A 21,658-nucleotide genomic window follows, 5' to 3' on the forward strand; every position below is an offset into this window, starting at 1 on the left:
AAAAGGCGTGTGGCCGGTACCCGAGGGTACCGGCCACATCCATCAGTTCGTGGGAACTGGAAACCTTACAGGGCGTTGACCTTCTTGGAGATCGCCGACTTGCGGTTCGCTGCGTTGTTCTTGTGCAGAACACCCTTGCTGACTGCCTTGTCCAGCTTGCGGCTGGCAGCAACGAGCGCAGTAGTAGCAGCTTCCTTGTCGGAGGACTCAACGGCGGTGTTGACGGCGCGGATGGCAGTCTTCAGCTCGGACTTGACTGCGTTGTTGCGCAGGCGTGCCTTTTCGTTGGTCAGGATGCGCTTCTTCTGGGACTTGATATTCGCCACGTGTGAACTCTCTTTGTAATGCGGAAATGGTCTAGAGGGCTTTCAGGCTGGCCTTGACTGAGCGGCGTGGGGATACCTATGGCGGCCAACCATCAGTGACCGTCGACCTGCACGGACACACAGCTAAAAATATTAGCAGGTCAGCGGCCTGTCCCGCCATTCTTGCTGCCGGTCCAGCCGTGTCGGCGGCGCAGGCCCGCGGCGACGGCTTCGAACCGCGCCCGGTCCAGCACCGCTCCTTCCCTGCGGATGCTGTCGGGGCGGATCTGCAGGATCCGGTCCAGCCGGGCCTCGCTGGGCCTGTCCTGCCGGTCCCAGCCGCCGGCGCCGAGGTCGATGTAGTCGCGGCTGGCCGAACCGGCGGGAACCCGGTCCCGGCTGGTGAGCATCAGCGCCAGCAGGTGGGGGCCGTTGTGGCCCACGATGAGCACCGGCCGGTCCTTGCCCTGGCTGTGGTCCTCTTCGTAGGGAACCCAGGTCCACACCACTTCGCCCGGGTCCGGGTCTCCGTCGGGCTTTGGCGCGTAGCTGATGGCGGCGCGGCCGCGGAAGTCCCCGGGATACGGGAAGGCATCCGGAGCCGGGCCGGCGCTGCGGGCTGCAGGCCGGTGTCCCGGGGCCGGTTTTCGCAGCAACCGCAGGCCTGCCCGGACGGCGTTCCCCAGGCTGCGCAGATTCATTGGCATGCCGTCACCCTACCGCCACGGCTGCCACCAGGTGGCGCCGGTCAATGATGCGGTGCAAGCGGCCGGGACGTGGGACACTGGAGGTTGAAGAAAAGCGGTTCATCCGCGGGCGCCCCCGGCGTGCGCGCTGGAGGGCCGTGGAAAAGCCAACAGTAAGGACCCTGCGTGTCTCCCATGGCCCGCACCGCACCGGTGCCCGCCGCGACAGATCCGGCCGTTATTCGGAACTTCTGCATCATCGCGCACATCGACCACGGCAAGTCCACCCTGGCCGACCGCATGTTGCAGTCCACCGGAGTGGTGCAGGCACGCGACATGAAGGCACAGTACCTGGACCGGATGGACATCGAACGCGAACGCGGCATCACCATCAAGTCCCAGGCCGTGCGCATGCCCTGGGAAGTGGACGGCGTGAACTACGCGCTTAACATGATCGACACCCCGGGCCACGTCGACTTCACCTACGAAGTCTCCAGGTCCCTGGCGGCCTGCGAGGGCGCGGTCCTGCTGGTGGACGCCGCGCAGGGCATCGAAGCGCAGACCCTTGCCAACCTCTACCTGGCCATGGAAAACGATCTCACCATCATCCCGGTGCTGAACAAGATCGACCTTCCCGCCGCGCAGCCGGAAAAATACGCAGCGGAACTCGCCAACCTGATCGGCGGCGACCCCGACGACGTCCTGCTGGTCTCCGGCAAGACCGGCGTGGGCGTCGAGGCCCTGCTGGACAAGATCGTCACCGACCTGCCCGCACCTGTCGGCGACGCCAACGCCCCGGCCCGGGCCATGATCTTCGACTCCGTTTATGACACCTACCGCGGCGTGGTGACCTACGTGCGGGTGGTGGACGGCATGCTGCACCCGCGCGAACGCATCCAGATGATGTCCACCAAGGCCTCCCACGAGCTGCTGGAAATTGGCGTCAGTTCACCGGAGCCCACCCCTTCCAAGGGGCTCGGCGTCGGCGAGGTGGGGTACCTCATCACGGGCGTGAAGGACGTCCGCCAGTCCAAGGTCGGTGACACGGTCACCAACCTTGCCAAGCCGGCGTCGGAATCGCTCAGCGGCTACGCGGATCCCAAGCCCATGGTGTTCTCCGGCCTCTACCCGCTGGACGGCACCGATTACCCCGTCCTGCGTGACGCCCTGGACAAGCTGAAGCTCAACGACGCCGCCCTGGTCTACGAGCCCGAGACCTCCGCTGCTCTGGGCTTCGGCTTCCGCGTCGGCTTCCTGGGCCTGCTGCACCTGGAAATCGTCCGCGAACGCCTGGAGCGCGAATTCAACCTGGACCTGATTTCCACGGCCCCCAACGTGGTGTACGAGGTGACCCTGGAGGACAAGAGCGTCCTCACTGTCACCAACCCCAGCGAATTCCCGGCCGGGAAAATCAAGGAAGTCCGCGAACCCATGGTGTCCGCCACCATCCTGGCGCCCAATGAGTTCGTGGGGGCCATCATGGAGCTGTGCCAGGGCCGGCGCGGCCAGATGAAGGGCATGGACTACCTTTCCGAGGACCGGGTGGAGCTGCGGTACTGGATCCCGTTGGCCGAGATCGTCTTCGACTTCTTCGACATCCTCAAGTCCAAGACGCGCGGCTACGCCTCGCTGGACTGGAAGGCCGACGGCGAACAGGTGGCCGACCTGGTCAAGGTGGACATCCTGCTCCAAGGCGAACAGGTGGACGCCTTCAGCGCCATCACGCACAAGGACAAGGCGTACGCCTACGGCGTGATGATGACCAGCAAGCTGCGCGAGCTCATCCCGCGCCAGCAGTTCGAGGTGCCCATCCAGGCGGCCATCGGCTCCCGGATCATCGCCCGCGAAAGCATCCGCGCCATCCGCAAGGACGTGCTGGCCAAGTGCTACGGCGGCGACATCTCCCGTAAGCGCAAACTGCTGGAGAAGCAAAAGGAAGGCAAGAAGCGCATGAAGATGGTGGGCCGCGTTGAGGTTCCACAGGAAGCCTTCATCGCCGCGCTGACCACCGACGAGTCCAAGGACAAGGCCAAGAAGTAGTGAACACCGCGTCCGGGTGCACCGGAGGCCCCTGCAATGCCTAGTACTCTTCCCCTCGGCGACCCGGCGCCGTCGGACGGTCTCCTCCCTGCCCAGGCGGCGGACCGTGCGGCGGAGCGGGCTTTCGGGCTCTACGTCCACATCCCGTTCTGCGCCGTCCGCTGCGGATACTGCGACTTCAACACTTACACCGCCACGGAACTTGGCGGCGGCGCGTCCCAGGACGCCTACGCCCAGACCGCTGTTTCCGAAGTCCAGCTGGCCCGCAGCGTTCTTGCAGCGTCAGGCCTGCCGGACCGCAGGCTCAGCACGGTCTTCTTCGGCGGCGGCACACCCACCCTGCTGCCCGCGGACGATCTTGCGCAGATCCTGCGCTCCGCCGTCGACCAATGGGGAATGGAACCCGGCGCCGAGGTCACCACCGAAGCCAACCCGGATTCGGTGACTCCCGAGTCGCTCGCCATCCTCAAGGACGCCGGCTTCACCCGGATCTCGTTCGGCATGCAGTCCGCTGTCCCGCACGTGCTTAAGGTACTGGACCGGACGCACACCCCGAGCCGGGTGCCGCAGGTGGTCCACTGGGCCCGGGAGGCCGGCCTCGACGTCAGCCTCGACCTCATCTACGGAACGCCCGGCGAATCCCTGGCGGACTGGCGCTTCTCGCTGGAGACCGCGTTGTCCTACGGGCCCGACCACATCAGCGCCTACGCGCTGATCGTGGAGGAGGGCACCAAGCTGGCAGCGCAGATGCGCCGGGGTGAAGTTCCGGGGATTGACGACGACGACCACGCCGACAAGTACGAGCTCGCCGACCAGCTGATCACCGAAGCAGGGCTCGGCTGGTACGAGGTCAGCAACTGGGCGCGCACACCCGAGCAGGCATGCCGGCACAATCTCGCCTACTGGCGGGGCGATGACTGGTGGGGGATCGGTCCCGGTGCGCATTCCCACGTCGGCGGGGTCCGCTGGTGGAACGTCAAGCACCCTTCCGCCTACGCCAACCGCCTGTCGCAGGGCCTGTCACCGGCGGCAGGCAGGGAAACCCTGGACCCGCAGACCCGGCAGCTGGAACGGGTGATGCTTGAGGCGCGCCTGCAGGCCGGCCTCGAGGTCTCCGCGCTCAGTGCGGCGGGACGCCACGAGATGGCCGGGCTCATCGCCGACGGGCTGGTGGAACCGGCCGCGGCGTTCCACGGCCGCCTGGTCCTGACCCTGAAGGGCCGGCTCCTGGCGGACGCGGTGGTGCGGCGGATCCTGCCGGACTGACTGGGCCCACGCCCGTAGGGTTCCCTGGCCGAGCTTGCGGTGGCCGGGTGCTGGCGGGTGGGCCCACGCCCGTAGGGTTCCCTGGCCGAGCTTGCGGGGGCCGGGTGCTGGCGGGTGGGCCCACGCCCGTAGGGTTCCCTGGCCGAGCTTGCGGGGGCCGGGTGCTGGCGGGTGGGCCCACGCCCGTAGGGTTCCCTGGCCGAGCTTGCGAGGCTAGGGAACGGGCGGGGACTACTTGATCCAGCGCAGGTTGTACGGGTAGCGGTGCGGTTGGCCGCGGTTCACGTGGATGCCGGCAGCCACCGAGAAACAGGTCAGGGCAACCCAGATCAGGGTGGCGATCACGGCGAAGATGTTGCCCACCACGGGAATGAACACCAGGATGTTGGCCAATACCGCGGCGATCGTGGGTGGCAGGCTGAAGTTCAGCGCCTCTTTGGATTCCTGTGCCGTGAAGGGGCCGCGGTCCCGGAAGATCAGGTAGATCAGCAGCGAGGGAACACATCCGAGGATGCCGCCAAAGTGCGCCAGGGTTGCCCATTGGCGGTCTTCGCTGGCCGTAAGCGGCAGGGCGTTGGCCGGCACGCCATGGTACTCGGAACGGCCCTGGCCGTCCCTGTGATCACGTGCGTTTTCTGCCACAGTCTGTTCCTTCTGACATGCATTGGTGCTGACTAAGTGCTGGTGCCTTGCTCGCGGGGACGTCGACTGGACGTTCCCCGGCAGTATCAAGAATACTGGTTCGCTGCCCCCTTGGAGGTCCTTCAGGGCACCGTGAGGAAGTCGATCACTTCCTCGACCCTGCCCAGCAGTGACGGTTCGAGGTCTGCGTAGGTGCGTACCGCGCCCAGCAGCTTTTGCCATCCCAGCCCGATGTCCTCCTTGGTTTCATGCGGCCAGCCGAAGGCCTTCAGGATCCCCGTCTTCCAGTCCTGTCCCCGCGGGATGGCAGGCCATTGCCCGATGCCGAGGACGGAGGGCCGGATCGCCTGCCACACGTCCACGTAGGGGTGGCCGACGATCAGCACGTTCCCGGCGGCGCCGGGCGAAGCCATCACGGCATCGGCGATGCGGGATTCCTTGGAATCGGGCACCAGGTGGTCCACCAGGACGCCCAGGCGCCTGCCGGGGCCGGGCCGGAAGTCGGCCACCGCGGCGGCCAGGTCGTCGATGCCGTGCAGCGGCTCGACGACGATGCCCTCCACGCGGAGGTCGTCTCCCCACACCTTCTCCACCAGTTCGGCGTCGTGCTTGCCTTCCACCCAGATCCGGCTCGCCTTGGCCACCTGCGCCCGCTGGCCCTGGACCCGGACCGACCCCGAGGCGGTCCTGCCGGGGGCTGCCCCGGCCGCCGCGGCCTTCGGTGCGGGCGGGACCAGGCGGATAGGCCGGCCCTCCAGGAGGAAGCCGAAGCCCAGGCGGAAGGAGCGGGACTTGCCGCGGCGGTCCTCGAGTGCCACCACATGCATGCCGCCGGACTTCTCCACCCGGGTCACGGCCCCCACCCAGCCGGACTGGACGTCCTCCAGCACCATTCCCCGTTCGACGGGAACTTCGGGCAGTTCCGTGCGGGCTGGCGCGGACATGTCGCGGGGGCCCCAGTTCTGGTAGTCCATGGATGTGATCCGCCTAGCGCTAGGTAGTAAACACCGGAATTTCGCCCGGAGCGGTACCAATGCTAACAACGCGCCAAGGCATAATAGACTGTTAGCACTTAGGCATGTCGAGTGCTAACCCTGGTGGAGTCAGCATGCAGGCGGGGCGGAGGCCCCGGACCATGGATGGAGGTGGAGTGTGAGCGAGCCACGCAAACTGGAAGTGCTGCGGGCCATCGTGGAGGACTACGTCCACTCCCGCGAGCCGGTCGGCTCCAAGGCCCTGGTTGAGCGGCACCATCTCGGCGTCTCCAGCGCGACCATCCGCAATGACATGGCCGCCCTGGAAGACGAGGGGCTGATCACCGCGCCGCATACCAGCGCGGGACGCATCCCCACCGACAAGGGCTACCGGCTGTTCGTGGACCAGATTTCAGCGGTGAAACCCCTCTCCGCGGCTGAGCGCCGGGCCATCCAGTCCCTGCTGGAGGGCTCGGACGATCTCGACGACGTCCTGGACCGCACCGTGCGGTTGCTGGCCCAGCTGACCAACCAGGTGGCGGTGGTCCAGTATCCGCACCTGAGCAGGGCCCTGGTCCGGCACATCGAATTCGTGCTGCTTGCCCCGCGCAAGGTGCTCGTCGTCCTGATTGCCAACAGCGGCAAGGTGGAGCAACGCGTGATCGACGTCGGGCAGGACCTCGGCGATGACGCCGTGGCAGCCCTGCGGACACGGTTCCTCGCCGCGCTGGCCGGCACCCCGTTGAGCGAGCTCGCGCAGGCGCTTCCCGCCGTCGTTGCCGCTGCCGCCCCCGCCCAGCGGCAGGCGGCGCACGCGCTGGCCCACGGCCTTGAGGCCCTGGCGCACAACAGCCGGGAGGACCGGATGGTGATGGCCGGGACCGCCAACCTTGCCCGGTCCAACGTGGACTTTCCGCTCAGCATCGGGCCGGTCCTTGAGGCGCTGGAGGAACAGGTGGTGATGCTGCGGCTGCTGAGCGAAATGGCGCAGGACCACCGCGGCGTAGCTGTCAGCATCGGGAGGGAAAACCCGTACGACGGGCTGGCCGAGGCATCAGTGGTGGCCACCGGGTACGGGCCCGGCAGCGCCGCGAAAGTGGGCATCCTCGGCCCCACCAGGATGGACTATCCAACCACCATGGCTGCGGTCAGGGCCGTGGCGCGCTACCTTTCCAGGATTCTGGGCCCCTGACCGTCCCGCGCCCGCCGGATCCTGCAGCGGGCGCGGGCGGGACAGCCCCAGTACACGCAGTACAACAAGGAAGAGATACGAACTTTGAGCAGCCACTATGACGTCCTTGGAGTCTCGCCGGAGGCAACCGGGGAAGAGATCAAAAAGGCCTACCGCAAGCTGGCCCGCACCCTTCACCCGGACGTGAACCCCGGTGAGGACGCCGCGGAGCGCTTCAAGGCAGTAACTCACGCCTATGAGGTCCTGTCCGACCCGCAAAAACGCCGGGTCTACGACACCACCGGCAACGAAAACGGAACCGACAACGGCTTCGGCGGCGCCGGCTACGCGGGCCAGGGCTTCGCGTTCCAGGACATCTTCGACACCTTCTTCGGCGCCGGCGGCACCTCCGGGCCCGCCTCCCGGGTGCGCCGCGGCCAGGACGCCCTCATCAGCGTCCGGATCGACCTCCGGGACGCCGTCTTCGGCGTGAACAAGAAGCTCGAGGTGGACACCGCGGTGGTCTGTCCCACCTGTGACGGGTCCTGCTGCCGCCCCGGGACACAGCCTGAGCGGTGCGATATCTGCGGCGGCAGTGGCCAGGTCCAGCGGGCAGTCCGGTCCATCCTGGGACAGGTCATGACGGCGGCGCCCTGCGGCACCTGCGAAGGGTTCGGCACGGTCATCAAGGACCCCTGCAACGAATGCAGCGGCCAGGGCCGCATCCGCAGCCGCCGGTCGCTGACCATCAAGGTCCCGGCCGGCGTCGCCACCGGAACCCGGATCCAGCTCTCCGGGCAGGGCGAGGCAGGTCCCGCCGGCGGCCCCGCCGGGGACCTCTACGTGGAGATCCGCGTCAACAACGACGCCACCTACGTCCGGGAAGGCGACGACCTGCACGCCACCTTGCATATCCCGATGACGGCGGCCGCGCTGGGCACGGACGTCAGCCTGGAAACGTTCGACGGAACCCAGGAGATCGACGTCAAGCCCGGAACACAGTCGGGGGAAATCATCACACTCCGCGGGCTGGGGGTCACCCATCTGCGCGGCTACGGCCGCGGCGACCTCAAGGTCCACCTCCAGGTGGACACCCCCGCCAAACTGGATTCCCAGCAGGAAGACCTTTTGCGGCAGCTCGCCAAGCTGCGCGGTGAACAGATCACCGAGGGCAAGCTCGCGGCCAGCGGCGGTGTGTTCGCCAAGCTCCGGGACCGGCTCGGTAACCTGTAGCGGTGAGCAACCCCGTCTTTTTCACCGCCGCAGGCTCGCTGGACGCCGTGTCACCGGGAGACGTCTTCGTCCTTGAGGGGACCGAGGCGAGGCATGCGGTCACCGTCAAGCGGCTGGCGCCCGACGAGGCTGTCGACATCGTCGACGGCGCCGGCACCCGCATGACCGGGAAGGTGGTGTCGGCCGCTGCCTCACTGCTGGAGGTGGAGTGCGGTTCCGTTGCAGTGGAGCAGCGCCCGGACATCCGCCTGGTAATGGTCCAGGCCCTGGCGAAGGGCGACCGGGACGAACTGGCCATCGAGACGGCCACCGAACTGGGCATCGACGCCGTCGTGCCCTGGCAGTCCGAACGCTCCATCGTGCGGTGGAAGGGTGACCGGGCGGCCCGCGCCCACGCCAAGTGGCAGTCCGCCGTCGCCGCGGCGGCGAAACAGGCGCGCCGCGCATGGATCCCGGACGTCCGGCCCGCCGTCGAGACCGCGGGGCTGTGCGCCGCTGTTGAAGCGGCGGACCTTGCCGTGGTCCTGCACGAGGACGCCGTCCGGCCGCTGCGGTCCGTACTCGAGGGGTGGCAGGGGCGGGAGGCCCAGGGCCCCCGCGAGGTGCTGCTGATCGTCGGCCCTGAGGGCGGCATCAGCCCCCGGGAAGTCACCAAACTCTGCAGCGCAGGCGCCGTGACCGCCCTGCTGGGACACCATGTCCTGCGGTCGTCGACGGCAGGACCCGCCGCCGTCGTGCTCGCCAGCGACGTCCTGGGCCGGTGGGCCGCTAGCGCACCTTAAAGGTCCGCGTGTCCTCGTTGCGGTCGGGTTCGCCGCCGGACCCGGCCTGCGCCACCCGCAGCTCGTAATCACCCGGCGGCAGGCTGAGGGCCAGCGTGAACGCGCCCGCCTGCCCCTGCTCCGAGGCCGCCGTCGTCTCGCCGGTCAGGAAGGGCGTCTTGCTGCCGCCGTCCGCCGTCTGCAGGATCTGCCAGTGCAGTTTGCCGCCGGGGGAGGTGCTGCGGCCGGTGATCTTGACGCTGCCGCCGGCGACCTCCGCGTCCTCCTGCGGATCGATGATCCACACCGGAGCCACCAGCCCTGCGGCCCGGGTCATCAACGCCCCCAGCTGGACATGCCCGAACGCCACATAGTCGGTGTGTCCATCCACCAGGATCCGGACGCGGATCTGCTGGCCCGTGTCGATGAGCCCTGAACTGGCCGCAGCTGCAGTGGCGGTGTAGATCAGCTGCTGGATGGCGCGTGCGGCCATGTCGGCGTCAAGGTTGCTGTTGAACGCATCGGAGGAGACGTCCACGGTGATGACGTCCTTGCCCGAGATCGACGTGGCGAGCTTGCCCGGGTTCTGCCACGGCGTGAAGAAATCCGGGTCGAGTGGTTTGTCCGACATCATGGCCCGCAACGCACGGGTTACCGGGTTTTCCTGCTCCGGGACGTCGCGGAATTCGCGGTACAGGAAGATGTTCCCGCCGCTGCGGCCGATCCAGTAGACCGGCGCCTTGTTCGAAGACTGGGTGGTCTCCAACGGTGCGCTGGTGGCCGGCCCGTCCGGCATGGTCCCGCCGGTGGCGGGTACGGAGGCGAGCGAGCGGGAGGGGGCCGGGCCGCCTTCAGCCGTGCACGCCGACAGCACCGGAACGAGGACAAGGACTCCAGCCAGGACGGCCGGGCGCACCCTTCCCACCATTCGTCCAGCCCATGAGGGCGCAGAGGTTTCCGGCACTTCCCTGCCCTTGTCCTTTCGTGGCGTGTCGGGCCGATCCCCTTGCGGCCTGGTGTCCCAGCAGGCGCTGGGGTTTCCAGCATTGCACAGCCGCCGGGCCGTCCAGGCGGTGTTATGGCTGCAGGCGCCCAACTGCAACGGGAACGATATGAGGACGATATGAAGTTGATACCTAAGGCCGTTTCTGACCGGCGGTGCCGGCCGCAGCCGGGACCGACGGCGTCCCGGCTGCAGGCCCCGTACCCGGTGCGCGGTACCCACCCGGTGTGCCCGCTGGCGTAAGATAAAGGGATCGCTGAACCGGCAGCGCCGTGCAACGGCCGCCGGCCAGCCACAGCAAACACATATCGGACTTCGAGGGGACCACAGGCCTGCGGGCCAGCACCATGACTGAATCAGCGAACGGCAAGCGGAGGCTCAACACGGGCGACGGCAGCCCCGGGGAATTCCCCCATTCCCTTCCCGGCATCCGCACCGAAGTGGTCCTGTTCGAGAACTCCGACCAGATGGTTCAATCCCTCGGCAGCCATGATGAGGCCCTGCGCTTCATCGAGGAGCAGTTCCCCGACGTCAACTTCCACGTGCGCGGCAACGAGCTGTCCATCAGCGGCCCCGCCACCGACGTTCCCCGGATCATGCGGCTCCTCCAGGAAGTCCGCGGCCTGGTGGCGCGTGGGACAGTGATCACTCCGGCCGTCCTGCAGCAGCTGGTGGCCCTCCTGCGCACCCAATCCCTGCAGAACCCGGTGGAGGTTCTGACCCACGACATCCTGTCCAGCCGGGGGAGGACCATCCGCCCCAAGACGCTGAACCAGAAAAACTACGTCGACGCCATTGATGCCAACACCGTCATCTTCGGCATCGGTCCAGCCGGAACCGGCAAGACCTACCTGGCCATGGCCAAGGCGGTCCAGGCGCTGCAGCAAAAAGAGGTCAGCCGCATCATCCTGACCCGTCCCGCCGTCGAGGCGGGGGAGCGCCTCGGGTTCCTGCCCGGGACGCTGAGCGACAAGATCGACCCCTACCTTCGCCCGCTCTACGACGCCCTGCACGACATGATGGATCCCGAGTCCATCCCGCGGCTGATGGCCGCCGGCACCATTGAAGTGGCACCGCTGGCCTACATGCGCGGGCGGACCTTGAACGACGCCTTCATCATTCTCGACGAGGCCCAGAACACCACGCCGGAGCAGATGAAGATGTTCCTCACCAGGCTTGGCTTCGGCTCCAAGATGGTGGTCACCGGCGACGTCACCCAGGTGGACCTGCCGTTCGGCACCCGCTCGGGGCTGCGCATCGTGGAGGAAATCCTGCAGGGCATCGAGGGTGTCAGCTTCTCCGTCCTGGACGCCGCCGACGTCGTCCGGCACAGGCTGGTGGGCGACATCGTCAACGCCTACAGCATGTGGGACGAAATCCAGCGGAACAGGGTTAAGCATTCGGCAAGCAGGGAAAAGCGGGGGGAACACGCGTGAGCATTGAGGTCAACAACGAATCCGGTGTCCAGGTCGAGGAAGCCGAACTCGTTGCCTTGTCGCGTTACATTTTCGAGCAGCTCTACATCCACCCCCAGGCCGAACTCTCCATCCTCCTGGTCGATGAACCGGCCATGGAAAAGCTGCACATCGAGCTGATGGACGAGCCAGGCGCCACCGACGTCCTGTCGGTGCCCATGGACGAACTCACCCCGGGAACCCCTGACCGGCCCACGCCCCAGGGCATGCTCGGCGACATTGCGATCTGCCCGCAGGTCGCCAAGGTCCAGGCCAAAAACGCCGGCCATTCCCTGCAGGACGAAATGCTGTTGCTGACTACCCACGGTATCCTGCACCTGCTCGGCTACGACCACGCCGAACCGGAAGAGAAGGCGGAGATGTTCGGCCTCCAGCGGGAATTGCTCTCCGGCTTCACCGGCAAAGAAGCCCCCGCCGAGACAACCCAGTGACACAACTGCTCCTGGTCGCGATGGCACTGGTGTTCCTTGCCGTCGCGGCAGTCCTCACGGCCGCCGAAGCCGCCTTCAGCTTCCTTCCCCGCCACGATGCCGAACAGGCACTGCTCCGAAGCCGCGGAACGGCCATGCGCCGGATCCTCGCCGAACCGGTCGCGCACACCCGGGCGCTGCGGTTCTGGCGGGTCTGGTTTGAAATGGCCTCAGCGGTCGCCGTTGCTGTCCTCATTTCCAGCCTGCTGGACAACGTCTGGCTTGCGGGACTGGTGGCCACCGGCGTCATGGCCCTGCTCGGTTTTGTCATCGTGGGTGTTTCACCACGCCAGCTTGGCCGGCTCCACTCCACGGCAGTGGTCCGGTTCACCGCCCCGATGGTGCGCTTCCTGACAGGTGTCCTGGGCCCCATACCAGGCTGGCTCGTGGCCCTGGGCAGCTCCGCCGCCCCGGGCGCACCTGGCGGCGATGACGCCTTCTTCAGTGAGCAGGAATTCCGTGAGCTCCTGGACCGGGCCAGTGAATCCGACATGATCGAGGACACCGAGGTGGAGATGATCCAGTCGGTCTTCGATTTCGGTGACACCCTGGTCCGCGCGGTCATGGTGCCCAGGACGGACATTGTCAGCATCGACGCCGGCTCCAGCCTCCGCCGGGCCATGTCGCTGTTCCTGCGCTCCGGCTATTCCCGGATCCCCGTGATCAGCGAAAACACGGACCACATCCTCGGCATCGTCTACCTCAAGGACGTCGCCGCAGCCATCCACCAGCTGGGTGCGGATGAAGAACCGCCCGTGGTGGAGTCCCTGGCCCGCGAGGTGCGGTATGTGCCGGAATCCAAGCCCGTCAGCGATCTGCTGCGGGAGCTGCAGAAGGAATCAACGCACGTGGCCATCGTGATCGACGAGTACGGCGGCACCGCAGGGCTGGTCACCCTCGAGGACCTGATCGAGGAAATCGTCGGCGAGATCGTCGATGAATACGACACCGAGAGCGCTGAAGCCGTCGCCCTGGGCGACGGCTCCTACCGGGTCAGTGCGCGGATGGGCATTGACGATCTTGGCGAGCTGTTCGACCTCGAGCTCGACGACGACGAGGTGGACACCGTGGGCGGCCTCCTCGCCAAGGCACTGGGCCGTGTTCCGATCGTGGGAAGCAGCGTGCAGGTACAGGGCGTGTCGCTGCGCGCCGACAGGCTGGAAGGCCGCCGGAACCGCGTCAGCCACATCATTGCGGCGCCGGCACCAAGAGTAGAGACTGACCTTGAAGGCCTCCTGGAAGAGGCCGACGCAACCCAGCAGGGAGTTCCTCGTGAGCAAGAAAAATAAGGATGCAGCCGCGGACGACTTCGGCGGCTTCCGCGCCGGGTTCTCGGTCCTCGTCGGACGGCCCAACGCGGGCAAGTCCACGCTGACCAACGCGCTGGTGGGCAAGAAGGTCGCCATCACCTCCGCGAAGCCGCAGACGACGCGCCACACCATCAGGGGCATCGTGCACCGCGAGGACGCCCAGTTGATCCTGGTTGACACCCCCGGCCTGCACCGCCCGCGCACCCTCCTCGGCAAACGCCTCAACGACCTCGTTGCGGACACGCTGGCCGAGGTTGACGCGATCGGATTCTGCCTCCCCGCCAACGAAAAGATCGGCCCCGGCGACAAATTCATCGCCGCCCAGCTGGCCGCGGTGGGGCGCAAACCCGTGGTGGCCATTGTGACGAAGGCGGACCTCGTGGACCGCCAACAGCTCACCGAGCAACTCCTGGCCGTCGCCGCGCTCGGACGCGAAGTCATGGGCGAGGACGGCTGGAAGGACATCGTCCCCGTCTCCGCAAGCGACGGCTTCCAGGTGGAAACGGTCGCCGACGTCCTCATCAGCCACATGCCGCCGTCGCCGCCGCTGTACCCCGACGGTGAACTGACAGACGAACCCGAAGCCGTCATGGTCGCCGAGCTGATCCGCGAAGCGGCACTGGAGGGGGTCCGGGACGAACTTCCCCATTCCCTTGCCGTCGTGGTCGAGGAAATCGTCCCCAGGGAGGACCGCCCGGAGGACAACCCCCTGCTGGACGTACGCGTCAACCTCTATGTGGAACGTCCCTCCCAGAAGGCCATCATTATCGGCAAGGGCGGCAGCAGGCTGCGCGAAGTGGGCACCAACGCCCGCAAGGGCATCGAAGCCCTCCTGGGCACGCGCATCTACCTCGACCTGCACGTCAAGGTAGCCAAGGACTGGCAGCGGGACCCGAAGCAGCTCGTCAAACTGGGTTTCTGATCCCGCCGCGGGGCGCCCCCGCCGGGCCAGCCCCCGACATTCACAGACTGGACCACTAAAATGGACCGGATTCGTCTTTAGAGGAAGGTTCACCACGTGGGTCGAGGCCGCGATACACGCGACAACGAGGCTGACTTGCACGCCGGGCCGGGACCGGTATCCCGCCACGCCAATGGCGCGGGCCTGGGGGCAGCCCGCCACCTGGGCCCGTTCCGGGGCATGCCGGTGTGGTTGAGGGCCATCACGGCGGTGGTGGCCGTGGTTCTCGTCGCCGGTCTGGCCTTTGCAGGATTCTGGTTCTTCCGCCTGCAGAACAACATCTCCAAGGCGCCGCTGAACGCCGGGGGTGAGAGCACCGAGTCCCCCGTGAGCGATGCCACGGGCAGGATGCAGATCCTGATCCTGGGCTCCGATACGCGGGACGGCAAGAACTCCGAGTACGGCACCTCGGACGACTCCACCGGCTACGGCAAGTCTGACGTGATGATGCTGATGGACATCTCCGAGGACAACAAGCGCGTCAACGTCATCAGTTTCCCCCGCGACCTGCTGGTCGACATTCCCGAATGCAAGGACCGGAAGACCAACAAGGTCTTCCCGGCCCGCACGGGCGTCATGATCAACGAGGCCATGAGCGAGGCCGGCATCGGCTGTGCCGTTGACACCGTCAACAAGATCACCGGCATGCAGGTGGACCACTTCATGATGGCGGACTTCAACGCGGTCAAGGAACTTTCCAACGCCGTGGGCGGCGTGGACGTCTGCATCAGCGACGCCGTTTACGATCCCGATTCCCGGCTGCGGCTCCCGGCCGGAACCTCCGCCGTCCAGGGTGAGATGGCACTTGCCTTCCTCCGCACCCGGCACGCCTTTGCCGACGGCGGCGACCTGGGCCGGATCAAGGCCCAGCAGGGCTTCCTGTCCTCGCTGACCCGCAAGATCAAGGACGAGGGGACGTTGTCCGATCCCGCGAAGATGCTGAAGATCGCCGACGTCGTCACCCAGAACCTGACGGTAGATGACGGGCTGGCTTCCATCCCCACGCTGCTGACCATCGGCAACCGGCTCAAGGACATCGACATCGGCAAGGTGGCCTTCGTGGCGGTTCCCACCACGCCCGCGCCCGTCGACCCGAACCGGCTGGTGATCGCCGAGCCTGCGGGCGCCCAGCTCTTCTCGGCCCTGCGGAAGAATGTGGACCTGACCGACCCCACCGCGCCGTCGCCCGCTCAAACGGCAACGCCTTCCGCGGAACCGACCGAGACAGCCACCCCGGCGCCGAGCTACAACAAGGCCATCCAGCCGGTGACCGTTGCCAACGGAACCGGCATCGCCGGCCGCTCCCAGGAACTGGTGCAGGCCCTGGTGGCCGGCGGCTTCACCCAAACGGGACAGTTCCTGGCCCAGCCGGTGGCCAAGACGGCGGTGTACTACGGCAACGGCTTCGCCGACGTGGCCGCCGACGTCGCGGCGATGCTCGGCATCCCGGCAACCCTGATGATCCCTGCCCCCGGCGTCACGGGCGTGCAGCTCTATGTCGGAAGCGACTTCACCACCGGCGCCACCTTCGGGGCCGGGGCCGGCGCAGGGGCGGCCGCCCTGCCGGAGGACATCGTCAACCAGACTGCCGGGGACAAGACCTGCCAGCAGGCAAATCCTGCGCTGATCGTCCGGCAGTAACTGCCGCCGCACCGGTGGTCATGCTGAAGACCCGCCGGACGCACACAGGGGCCCCGCCGCAAGGAGGGGCCCCTGTGTGCTTTCCAGCTACCAGATGCTGACGCGCTCCGCGGGCGGCATCCACATGCCGTCTTCCTCGGTGACCTCGAACGCCTCATGGAACGGATCCAGGTTCTTGGCGATGGCGTTGGTCCGGAACTCGTTGGGGGAGTGCGGATCGGTGGCAAGCCGGCGGATGGCCTCCTCCTGCCGGATGACCTGGCGCCAGCCGGCCGCCCAGGAGGCGAAAAAGCGCTGCTGGCCGGTCAGGCCGTCAATCACTTCCGGCTCCCGGCCGTCAAGGCTGATCAGGTAGGCCTTATATGCGATGGTCAGGCCTGCGAGGTCTCCGATGTTCTCGCCCAGGGTGAGGCGGCCATTCACATTGTGCCCGGGTGCCGCGCCGGGGGTGAGGGCGTCATACTGGGCCACGAGCCGGGCCGTGAGCGTCTCGAACGCCTGGCGGTCCTGCTCCGTCCACCAGTTGCGCAGCGCCCCGCCGCCGTCGAACTGTGAGCCCTGGTCGTCAAAACCGTGTCCGATTTCATGCCCGATCACCGCGCCGATGCCGCCGTAATTCACGGCGTCATCGGCCTCGGCCGTGAAGAACGGCGGCTGCAGGATCGCTGCCGGGAACACGATCTCGTTCATCATGGGGTGGTAGTAGGCATTGACCGTTTGCGGCGTCATCAGCCATTTGTTCCGGTCCACCGGTTTGCCGACCTCGTCAAGGTGCCTGTCCACGTCAGCGTTGTGCGCGCGCTCCACATTGCCCAGCAGGTCGTCAGGCTCTATCACTACGGCCGAATAGTCGATCCACTCCTCGGGGTAGCCGATCTTCGCCCGGAAGGCCTCCAGTTTGCGCAGCGCCTCTGCTTTGGTGGCCTCACCCATCCACGGGACATCCGTGATGCTGCGGCGGTAGGCCTCGATGAGGTTCGCCACCAGCGACTGCATCCGCGCTTTGTGTGTTTCCGGAAAATGCCGGGCAACATAGATCTGGCCCACGGCTTCACCCAGGGCGGCTTCCACCACTGCAACCCCGCGCTTCCAGCGGTCCTTGTTCCGGGGGGTGCCGCTGATGGTGGTGCCGTAGAACGCGAAGCCTGCATCCACGAACGCCGCAGACAAATACGGCGCCGCAGCGCTGACCACACGCATCGCCAGCCACTCCTGCCACGTGGACAGCGGCACCGAGTCGAGCAGCCCTGCAGCTCCGGCGAAGAAGTCAGGGGTGCTGACGACGAGTTCGGTGCGCTTGTCGGCTCCGATCCCGGCGGCCTCGAACCAGGTGGGCAGCAGCGGGAACAGCGCCTCTGCTTCGTCTGCCGACTTCAGGTTGTAGGTCTTTTGCGGGTCACGCAGGGTGACGTTGTCCCAATGGTGGGAGGCGAGCCTGGTTTCCAGGTCAACGACGCGGCCGGCCGCCCCGTTCGGGTCGGGCAGCCCGGCGAGCCCGAACATCTTTTCCACGTGCGCCGTGTAGGCCGCCACGATCGGCGCGAATTTCTCTTCCCGGTAGTAGGACTCGTCGGGCAGGCCAAGGCCGCCTTGTCCCGTGTACAGCAGGACCCGGTCCGGGTTACCGGCATCCGGGGCGGGATAGATGTAGAAGAGCCCGCCCACGTCCGCCCGGAACAGCCGGCCCGCGAGGGCGAGGAGTTCCGTGGGGGAGCCGGTGGCGAAGACGTCCGCGAGCCGTTCCCGGATCGGTTCCATGCCCTTCGCTTCGACCGCCGCTTCGTCCATGAAGCTGGTGTAGAGGTCGCCGATTTTGCGTTCGATGCCACTGGCCTCCGGACCCTTGGCGGCTGCTTCCTCGATGATGTCGCGCACCGCGATTTCCGACCCGTCGCGAAGGGCCGTGAAGGTTCCCTCAAGGGGGCGGTCGTCGGGAATTTCGGTCGCTTTCAGCCACGCACCGTTGACGTGCTGGTAGAGGTCGTCCTGCGGCCGGACTGTGTGATCAAAGGTGGACAGGTCGATCCCCGAAATGGGCACTGAAACTCCTTTTGCTGGGATGCCGCGGCCGGCCGAACACCGGGGGCGTCTGCATGCTGGACTTTACGGACGGTAGTGCCCTTTCATCTTACGCACCCGTGTTACCCTCAAAAGGTGCGTGCAGAGCTCCTTCTTCTTAGCTGCCGCGGCGAGGCCACAGGCGCGATCCAGCGCTAGGCCCACCCTCGCTGCGGAGTTTGTGTTGCCCGGCCACCCTTTCAAAGAAGAACCACAGAAAAGGCCCCGATAGTAATGCGAAACGCACAGAAGCCCTCAGGAATGCCGTTCCACCGCTACATCCCGTTCCAGGACCAGATCAAGGTCGAACTGCCGGACCGCACCTGGCCGGACAAGGTCATCACCAAGGCCCCGCGCTGGTGCGCCGTGGACCTGCGTGACGGCAACCAGGCTCTCATCGACCCCATGAGCCCGGCCCGCAAAATGAAGATGTTCGACCTGCTGGTCCGGATGGGCTTCAAGGAAATCGAGGTCGGTTTCCCGTCCGCGTCCCAGACCGATTTCGACTTCGTCCGCCAGCTCATCGAGGGCAACCACATCCCGGACGATGTCACCATCCAGGTCCTGACCCAGGCCCGCGAGCACCTGATTGAGCGGACCTACGAATCGCTGGTGGGCGCCAAGCAGGCCATCGTCCATCTCTACAACTCCACCTCGGTGCTGCAGCGCCGGGTGGTCTTCAACCAGGATGAAGACGGCATCCTGGACATCGCGCTGCAGGGGGCGCGCCTGTGCAAAAAATACGAAGAAACCCTGGTGGACACCAAAGTCACCTACGAGTACTCCCCGGAATCCTTCACCGGCACCGAACTGGAGTACGCCGTCCGCGTCTGCAACGCTGTCGCCGACGTCTTCGAAGCCTCCGCGGACAGCCAGGTCATCATCAACCTGCCCGCCACAGTGGAAATGGCAACCCCCAACGTCTACGCCGATTCCATCGAGTGGATGAGCCGGCACCTGCACCCCCGGGAGGGAATCATCCTCTCCCTGCACCCGCACAACGACCGCGGCACCGGGGTGGCCGCGGCCGAGCTGGGCTACATGGCCGGCGCCGACCGCATCGAAGGGTGCCTGTTCGGCAACGGTGAACGGACCGGCAACGTGGACCTGGTGACGCTGGGCCTGAACCTGTTCGTCCAGGGTATCGACCCCATGATCGACTTCTCCAACATCGACGACGTGCGCCGCACGGTGGAATACTGCAACCAGCTGCCCGTCCCGGAACGGTCGCCGTACGGCGGCGACCTCGTGTTCACCGCGTTCTCCGGATCGCACCAGGACGCCATCAAGAAGGGCTTCGAGGCGCTGGAGCGGGATGCCGCGGCCGCGGGCAAGGCGGTGGACGACTTCACGTGGCAGGTCCCGTACCTGCCGGTCGACCCGAAGGACCTGGGCCGCAGCTACGAGGCCGTGATCCGCGTGAACTCCCAGTCGGGCAAGGGCGGGGTGGCCTACCTGCTCAAGAACGAGCACAGCCTGGACCTGCCACGCCGCGCGCAGATCGAGTTTTCCGGCGTCATCCAGCGCCGCACCGACACGGTGGGCGGCGAGGTCAGCGGCGCCCAGCTGTGGCAGACCTTCCAGGACGAGTACCTGCCCTCCGGCAAGACCGACGGCCAGTGGGGCCGCTACTCCCTGGGTGCGGTCAAGACGGAAACGGACGACGACGGCGGCATGACGCTGCATGCCTCGCTCACCATCGATGGTGCCCAGGTCAGCCGCACCGGCACCGGGAACGGCCCCATCGCCGCCCTGCTGAACATCCTCCACGAGGACGGCGTGGACGTCCGCGTGCTGGACTACAGCGAGCACGCCCTGTCCGAGGGCGGAAACGCAATGGCCGCGGCCTACGTCGAGTGCGCCGTGGGGGAGCGGGTCCTGTGGGGCGTCGGCATCGACGCGAACACCAGCATGTCCTCGCTCAAGGCCGTGATTTCCGCCGTGAACCGCGCCATCCGGGATGCCCAGGCCTGATTGTCCACAGCTGTGCCGCCGGTTCCGCCGGCGGCACACCTGTGTCCGGACAACGCCGCGCCGGACATGATGGGAAGATAGAGCGTGGCCCAACACTCCTTTGCTTCCCGGGCGTACCGGGACGACGCCGTGGTGCTGCGCACCCACAAACTGGGCGAGGCAGACAGGATCATCACCCTCCTGACCAAACACCACGGTCAGGTCCGCGCCGTTGCCAAGGGGGTCCGCCGGACCAGCAGCCGGTTCGGGGCCCGGCTGGAGCCGTTCATGGTGGCCGACCTTCAACTGGTGTCCGGCCGGACACTGGACATCGTCACGCAGGCCGTGGCCAAGGGCGCGTACGGCGGCAGCATCGCGGCCGACTATGGCCGTTACACCGTTGCCGCCGCAATGACGGAGACCGCCGAAAAGCTCACGGACGTCGACGGTGAGGCCGGCACCGCGCAGTACAACCTGCTCGTCGGTGCCCTCGCCGCGCTCAGCCGCGACGAGCACGCGGCCGGTCTTATCCTGGACTCCTACCTGTTGCGGGCCCTGGCCACGGGCGGCTGGGCGCCCAGCTTCACCGACTGCGCCCGGTGCGGGCTGCCGGGTCCACACACCGCTTTTTCCGCGCCGCTGGGCGGCATGGTGTGCAGTGGCTGCCGGCCGCCCGGGTCACCGGCACCTGCGCCGGAGACGGTCGTCCTCCTGGCGGCCCTGCTGACCGGCGACTGGGGAACGGCCGATGCGTCGCTTCCCCAGCACCGCAAGGAGGCGGCGGGCCTGGTGGCCGCCTACCTGCAATGGCATCTCGAACGAGTCCTGAAATCCCTCAAGCATGTGGAGCGTACCTGACAGTGGTCCTGGGGAAAAAGAACAGTCCTGCCCGAAAGCGTACCCATCCTGTGGTGCCGCCCTACCCGCACCCGTCAGGGGCGGTGGCGCCCTCCATCCCGGCTGAATTCATCCCCCGGCACGTGGCCATCGTCATGGACGGCAACGGGCGGTGGGCCAACCAGCGGGGCCTGCCCCGGATCGAGGGGCACAAGGCGGGGGAGCCCGCCCTGCTGGACGTCATGGCCGGCGCGATCGAGTTGGGGATCGAATACGTCAGCGTGTACGCGTTCTCCACCGAAAACTGGCGCAGGTCCCCCGAGGAAGTGCGCTTCCTGATGGGATTTAACAAGGATGTGCTGCGTCGGCAGCGGAACCAACTCGACGACTGGGGTGTCCGGGTGCGGTGGGCCGGGCGCCGTCCCCGGCTCTGGGGGTCGGTTATCCGCGAGCTGGAGGAGGCGGAGGAGTTCACGGCGGGCAACACCACCTGTAACTTGACCATGTGTGTTAATTACGGCGGCCGCGCGGAGATCACCGATGCAGTCTCCGCCATCGCCGCCGACGTGGCCGCCGGTAAACTGAAGCCAGGCGCCATCACCGAGCGCACTATCCAGAAATACCTCGATGAACCCGACCTGCCGGACGTGGACCTCTTCCTGCGCAGCTCGGGCGAGCAAAGGCTGTCGAACTTCCTGCTCTGGCAGTCCGCCTACGCGGAGTTCGTCTTCATGGACACCCTCTGGCCGGACGTGGACCGGCGCACCCTGTGGGCCGCCGTCGAGGAATATGCCCGCCGGGACCGGCGGTACGGCGGCGCCGTCGATGCCGCCGCGCCCGCAATCCCAGGCCAAATCCTTCCGCCGCAGTAG

General features: G+C 66.9%; 19 protein-coding genes. 13 read left to right on the forward strand and 6 right to left on the reverse strand.

Features of this window, described 5'->3' with window-relative positions:
* Positions 1–65: 65 nt before the first annotated feature.
* Positions 66–326, reverse strand: a complete 261-nt coding sequence (rpsT, locus tag ACYSM9_RS08530) for a 30S ribosomal protein S20 (RefSeq protein WP_461856541.1) — start codon at positions 324–326, stop codon at positions 66–68.
* A gap of 140 nt (positions 327–466) precedes the next feature.
* On the reverse strand, positions 467–1,012 hold the full coding sequence (locus ACYSM9_RS08535) for a type II toxin-antitoxin system PemK/MazF family toxin (RefSeq protein WP_461856542.1): 546 nt from the start codon (positions 1,010–1,012) through the stop codon (positions 467–469).
* Between the two features lie 165 nt (positions 1,013–1,177).
* Between ACYSM9_RS08535 and lepA the strand changes: the two genes are divergently transcribed.
* Together lepA and hemW are read left to right on the forward strand one after the other, a co-directional pair.
* The gene (gene lepA / locus ACYSM9_RS08540) at positions 1,178–3,031 is read left to right on the forward strand and encodes a translation elongation factor 4 (protein ID WP_461856543.1); all 1,854 of its coding nucleotides are present in this window, start codon (positions 1,178–1,180) and stop codon (positions 3,029–3,031) included.
* 36 nt (positions 3,032–3,067) lie between these two features.
* Positions 3,068–4,297, forward strand: a complete 1,230-nt coding sequence (gene hemW / locus ACYSM9_RS08545; RefSeq protein ID WP_461856545.1) for a radical SAM family heme chaperone HemW — start codon at positions 3,068–3,070, stop codon at positions 4,295–4,297.
* Between the two features lie 231 nt (positions 4,298–4,528).
* On the opposite strand, the gene ACYSM9_RS08550 is transcribed toward hemW, so the two are convergent.
* Positions 4,529–4,939: a DUF4870 domain-containing protein gene (locus ACYSM9_RS08550; RefSeq protein WP_461856546.1), complete on the reverse strand. Its 411-nt coding sequence runs from the start codon at positions 4,937–4,939 to the stop codon at positions 4,529–4,531.
* A gap of 122 nt (positions 4,940–5,061) precedes the next feature.
* Positions 5,062–5,913 (reverse strand): DUF3097 domain-containing protein, encoded by an 852-nt coding sequence (locus tag ACYSM9_RS08555; protein ID WP_461856547.1) that lies wholly within the window; start codon positions 5,911–5,913, stop codon positions 5,062–5,064.
* Positions 5,914–6,091: 178 nt separating this feature from the next.
* Between ACYSM9_RS08555 and hrcA the strand changes: the two genes are divergently transcribed.
* From hrcA to ACYSM9_RS08570, 3 genes are all read left to right on the forward strand, one after another.
* A complete protein-coding gene (hrcA, locus tag ACYSM9_RS08560) occupies positions 6,092–7,105 on the forward strand; it encodes a heat-inducible transcriptional repressor HrcA (RefSeq protein WP_461856548.1) in 1,014 nt (337 codons plus the stop codon).
* Between the two features lie 84 nt (positions 7,106–7,189).
* Positions 7,190–8,317, forward strand: coding sequence for a molecular chaperone DnaJ (gene dnaJ / locus ACYSM9_RS08565; protein ID WP_461856549.1), 1,128 nt, complete (start codon positions 7,190–7,192; stop codon positions 8,315–8,317).
* Positions 8,318–8,319: 2 nt separating this feature from the next.
* Positions 8,320–9,099, forward strand: coding sequence for a 16S rRNA (uracil(1498)-N(3))-methyltransferase (locus ACYSM9_RS08570; protein WP_461856550.1), 780 nt, complete (start codon positions 8,320–8,322; stop codon positions 9,097–9,099).
* On the opposite strand, the gene ACYSM9_RS08575 is transcribed toward ACYSM9_RS08570, so the two are convergent.
* Complete coding sequence (locus tag ACYSM9_RS08575; protein ID WP_461856578.1) at positions 9,086–10,003, reverse strand: GerMN domain-containing protein; 918 nt, start codon at positions 10,001–10,003, stop codon at positions 9,086–9,088. The two genes, ACYSM9_RS08570 and ACYSM9_RS08575, sit on opposite strands and share 14 nt — an antisense overlap.
* A gap of 425 nt (positions 10,004–10,428) precedes the next feature.
* On the opposite strand from ACYSM9_RS08575, the gene ACYSM9_RS08580 reads away from it, so the two are divergent.
* From ACYSM9_RS08580 to ACYSM9_RS08600, 5 genes are all read left to right on the forward strand, one after another.
* Complete coding sequence (locus ACYSM9_RS08580; protein WP_461856551.1) at positions 10,429–11,517, forward strand: PhoH family protein; 1,089 nt, start codon at positions 10,429–10,431, stop codon at positions 11,515–11,517.
* The gene (ybeY, locus tag ACYSM9_RS08585) at positions 11,514–11,987 is read left to right on the forward strand and encodes an rRNA maturation RNase YbeY (protein ID WP_221384949.1); all 474 of its coding nucleotides are present in this window, start codon (positions 11,514–11,516) and stop codon (positions 11,985–11,987) included. Before ACYSM9_RS08580 ends, ybeY begins: the two co-directional genes overlap by 4 nt.
* A complete protein-coding gene (locus tag ACYSM9_RS08590) occupies positions 11,984–13,315 on the forward strand; it encodes a hemolysin family protein (protein ID WP_461856552.1) in 1,332 nt (443 codons plus the stop codon). Before ybeY ends, ACYSM9_RS08590 begins: the two co-directional genes overlap by 4 nt.
* On the forward strand, positions 13,299–14,258 hold the full coding sequence (gene era, locus ACYSM9_RS08595) for a GTPase Era (RefSeq protein WP_461856553.1): 960 nt from the start codon (positions 13,299–13,301) through the stop codon (positions 14,256–14,258). The genes ACYSM9_RS08590 and era overlap by 17 nt, the downstream gene beginning before the upstream one ends.
* A gap of 96 nt (positions 14,259–14,354) precedes the next feature.
* Positions 14,355–15,938 (forward strand): LCP family protein, encoded by a 1,584-nt coding sequence (locus tag ACYSM9_RS08600; RefSeq protein WP_461856554.1) that lies wholly within the window; start codon positions 14,355–14,357, stop codon positions 15,936–15,938.
* A gap of 87 nt (positions 15,939–16,025) precedes the next feature.
* Here ACYSM9_RS08600 and ACYSM9_RS08605 read toward each other — a convergent pair whose 3' ends face one another.
* A complete protein-coding gene (locus tag ACYSM9_RS08605; protein WP_461856555.1) occupies positions 16,026–17,978 on the reverse strand; it encodes a M13 family metallopeptidase in 1,953 nt (650 codons plus the stop codon).
* 252 nt (positions 17,979–18,230) lie between these two features.
* Between ACYSM9_RS08605 and leuA the strand changes: the two genes are divergently transcribed.
* The 3 genes from leuA (at position 18,231) to ACYSM9_RS08620 (ending at position 21,658) form a co-directional block, all read left to right on the forward strand.
* Positions 18,231–19,970, forward strand: a complete 1,740-nt coding sequence (leuA, locus tag ACYSM9_RS08610) for a 2-isopropylmalate synthase (RefSeq protein ID WP_461856556.1) — start codon at positions 18,231–18,233, stop codon at positions 19,968–19,970.
* Positions 19,971–20,054: 84 nt separating this feature from the next.
* Positions 20,055–20,807 carry a DNA repair protein RecO gene (gene recO / locus ACYSM9_RS08615; RefSeq protein WP_461856557.1) on the forward strand — a complete coding sequence of 251 codons (753 nt, stop codon included), beginning with the start codon at positions 20,055–20,057 and terminating at the stop codon, positions 20,805–20,807.
* Positions 20,808–20,809: 2 nt separating this feature from the next.
* Positions 20,810–21,658 carry an isoprenyl transferase gene (locus ACYSM9_RS08620; RefSeq protein WP_461856558.1) on the forward strand — a complete coding sequence of 283 codons (849 nt, stop codon included), beginning with the start codon at positions 20,810–20,812 and terminating at the stop codon, positions 21,656–21,658.

It is taken from the genome of Arthrobacter sp. C152, from assembly GCF_054890965.1.

What these genes read in the sequence shown, in the direction of transcription:
- hemW (WP_461856545.1), top strand. Translation starts at nt 3,068, where the DNA reads ATGCCTAGTACTCTTCCCCTCGGCGACCCGGCGCCGTCGGACGGTCTC.
- leuA (WP_461856556.1), top strand. Translation starts at nt 18,231, where the DNA reads ATGCGAAACGCACAGAAGCCCTCAGGAATGCCGTTCCACCGCTACATC.
- ACYSM9_RS08535 (WP_461856542.1), bottom strand. Translation starts at nt 1,012, where the DNA reads ATGCCAATGAATCTGCGCAGCCTGGGGAACGCCGTCCGGGCAGGCCTG.
- ACYSM9_RS08555 (WP_461856547.1), bottom strand. Translation starts at nt 5,913, where the DNA reads ATGGACTACCAGAACTGGGGCCCCCGCGACATGTCCGCGCCAGCCCGC.
- ACYSM9_RS08580 (WP_461856551.1), top strand. Translation starts at nt 10,429, where the DNA reads ATGACTGAATCAGCGAACGGCAAGCGGAGGCTCAACACGGGCGACGGC.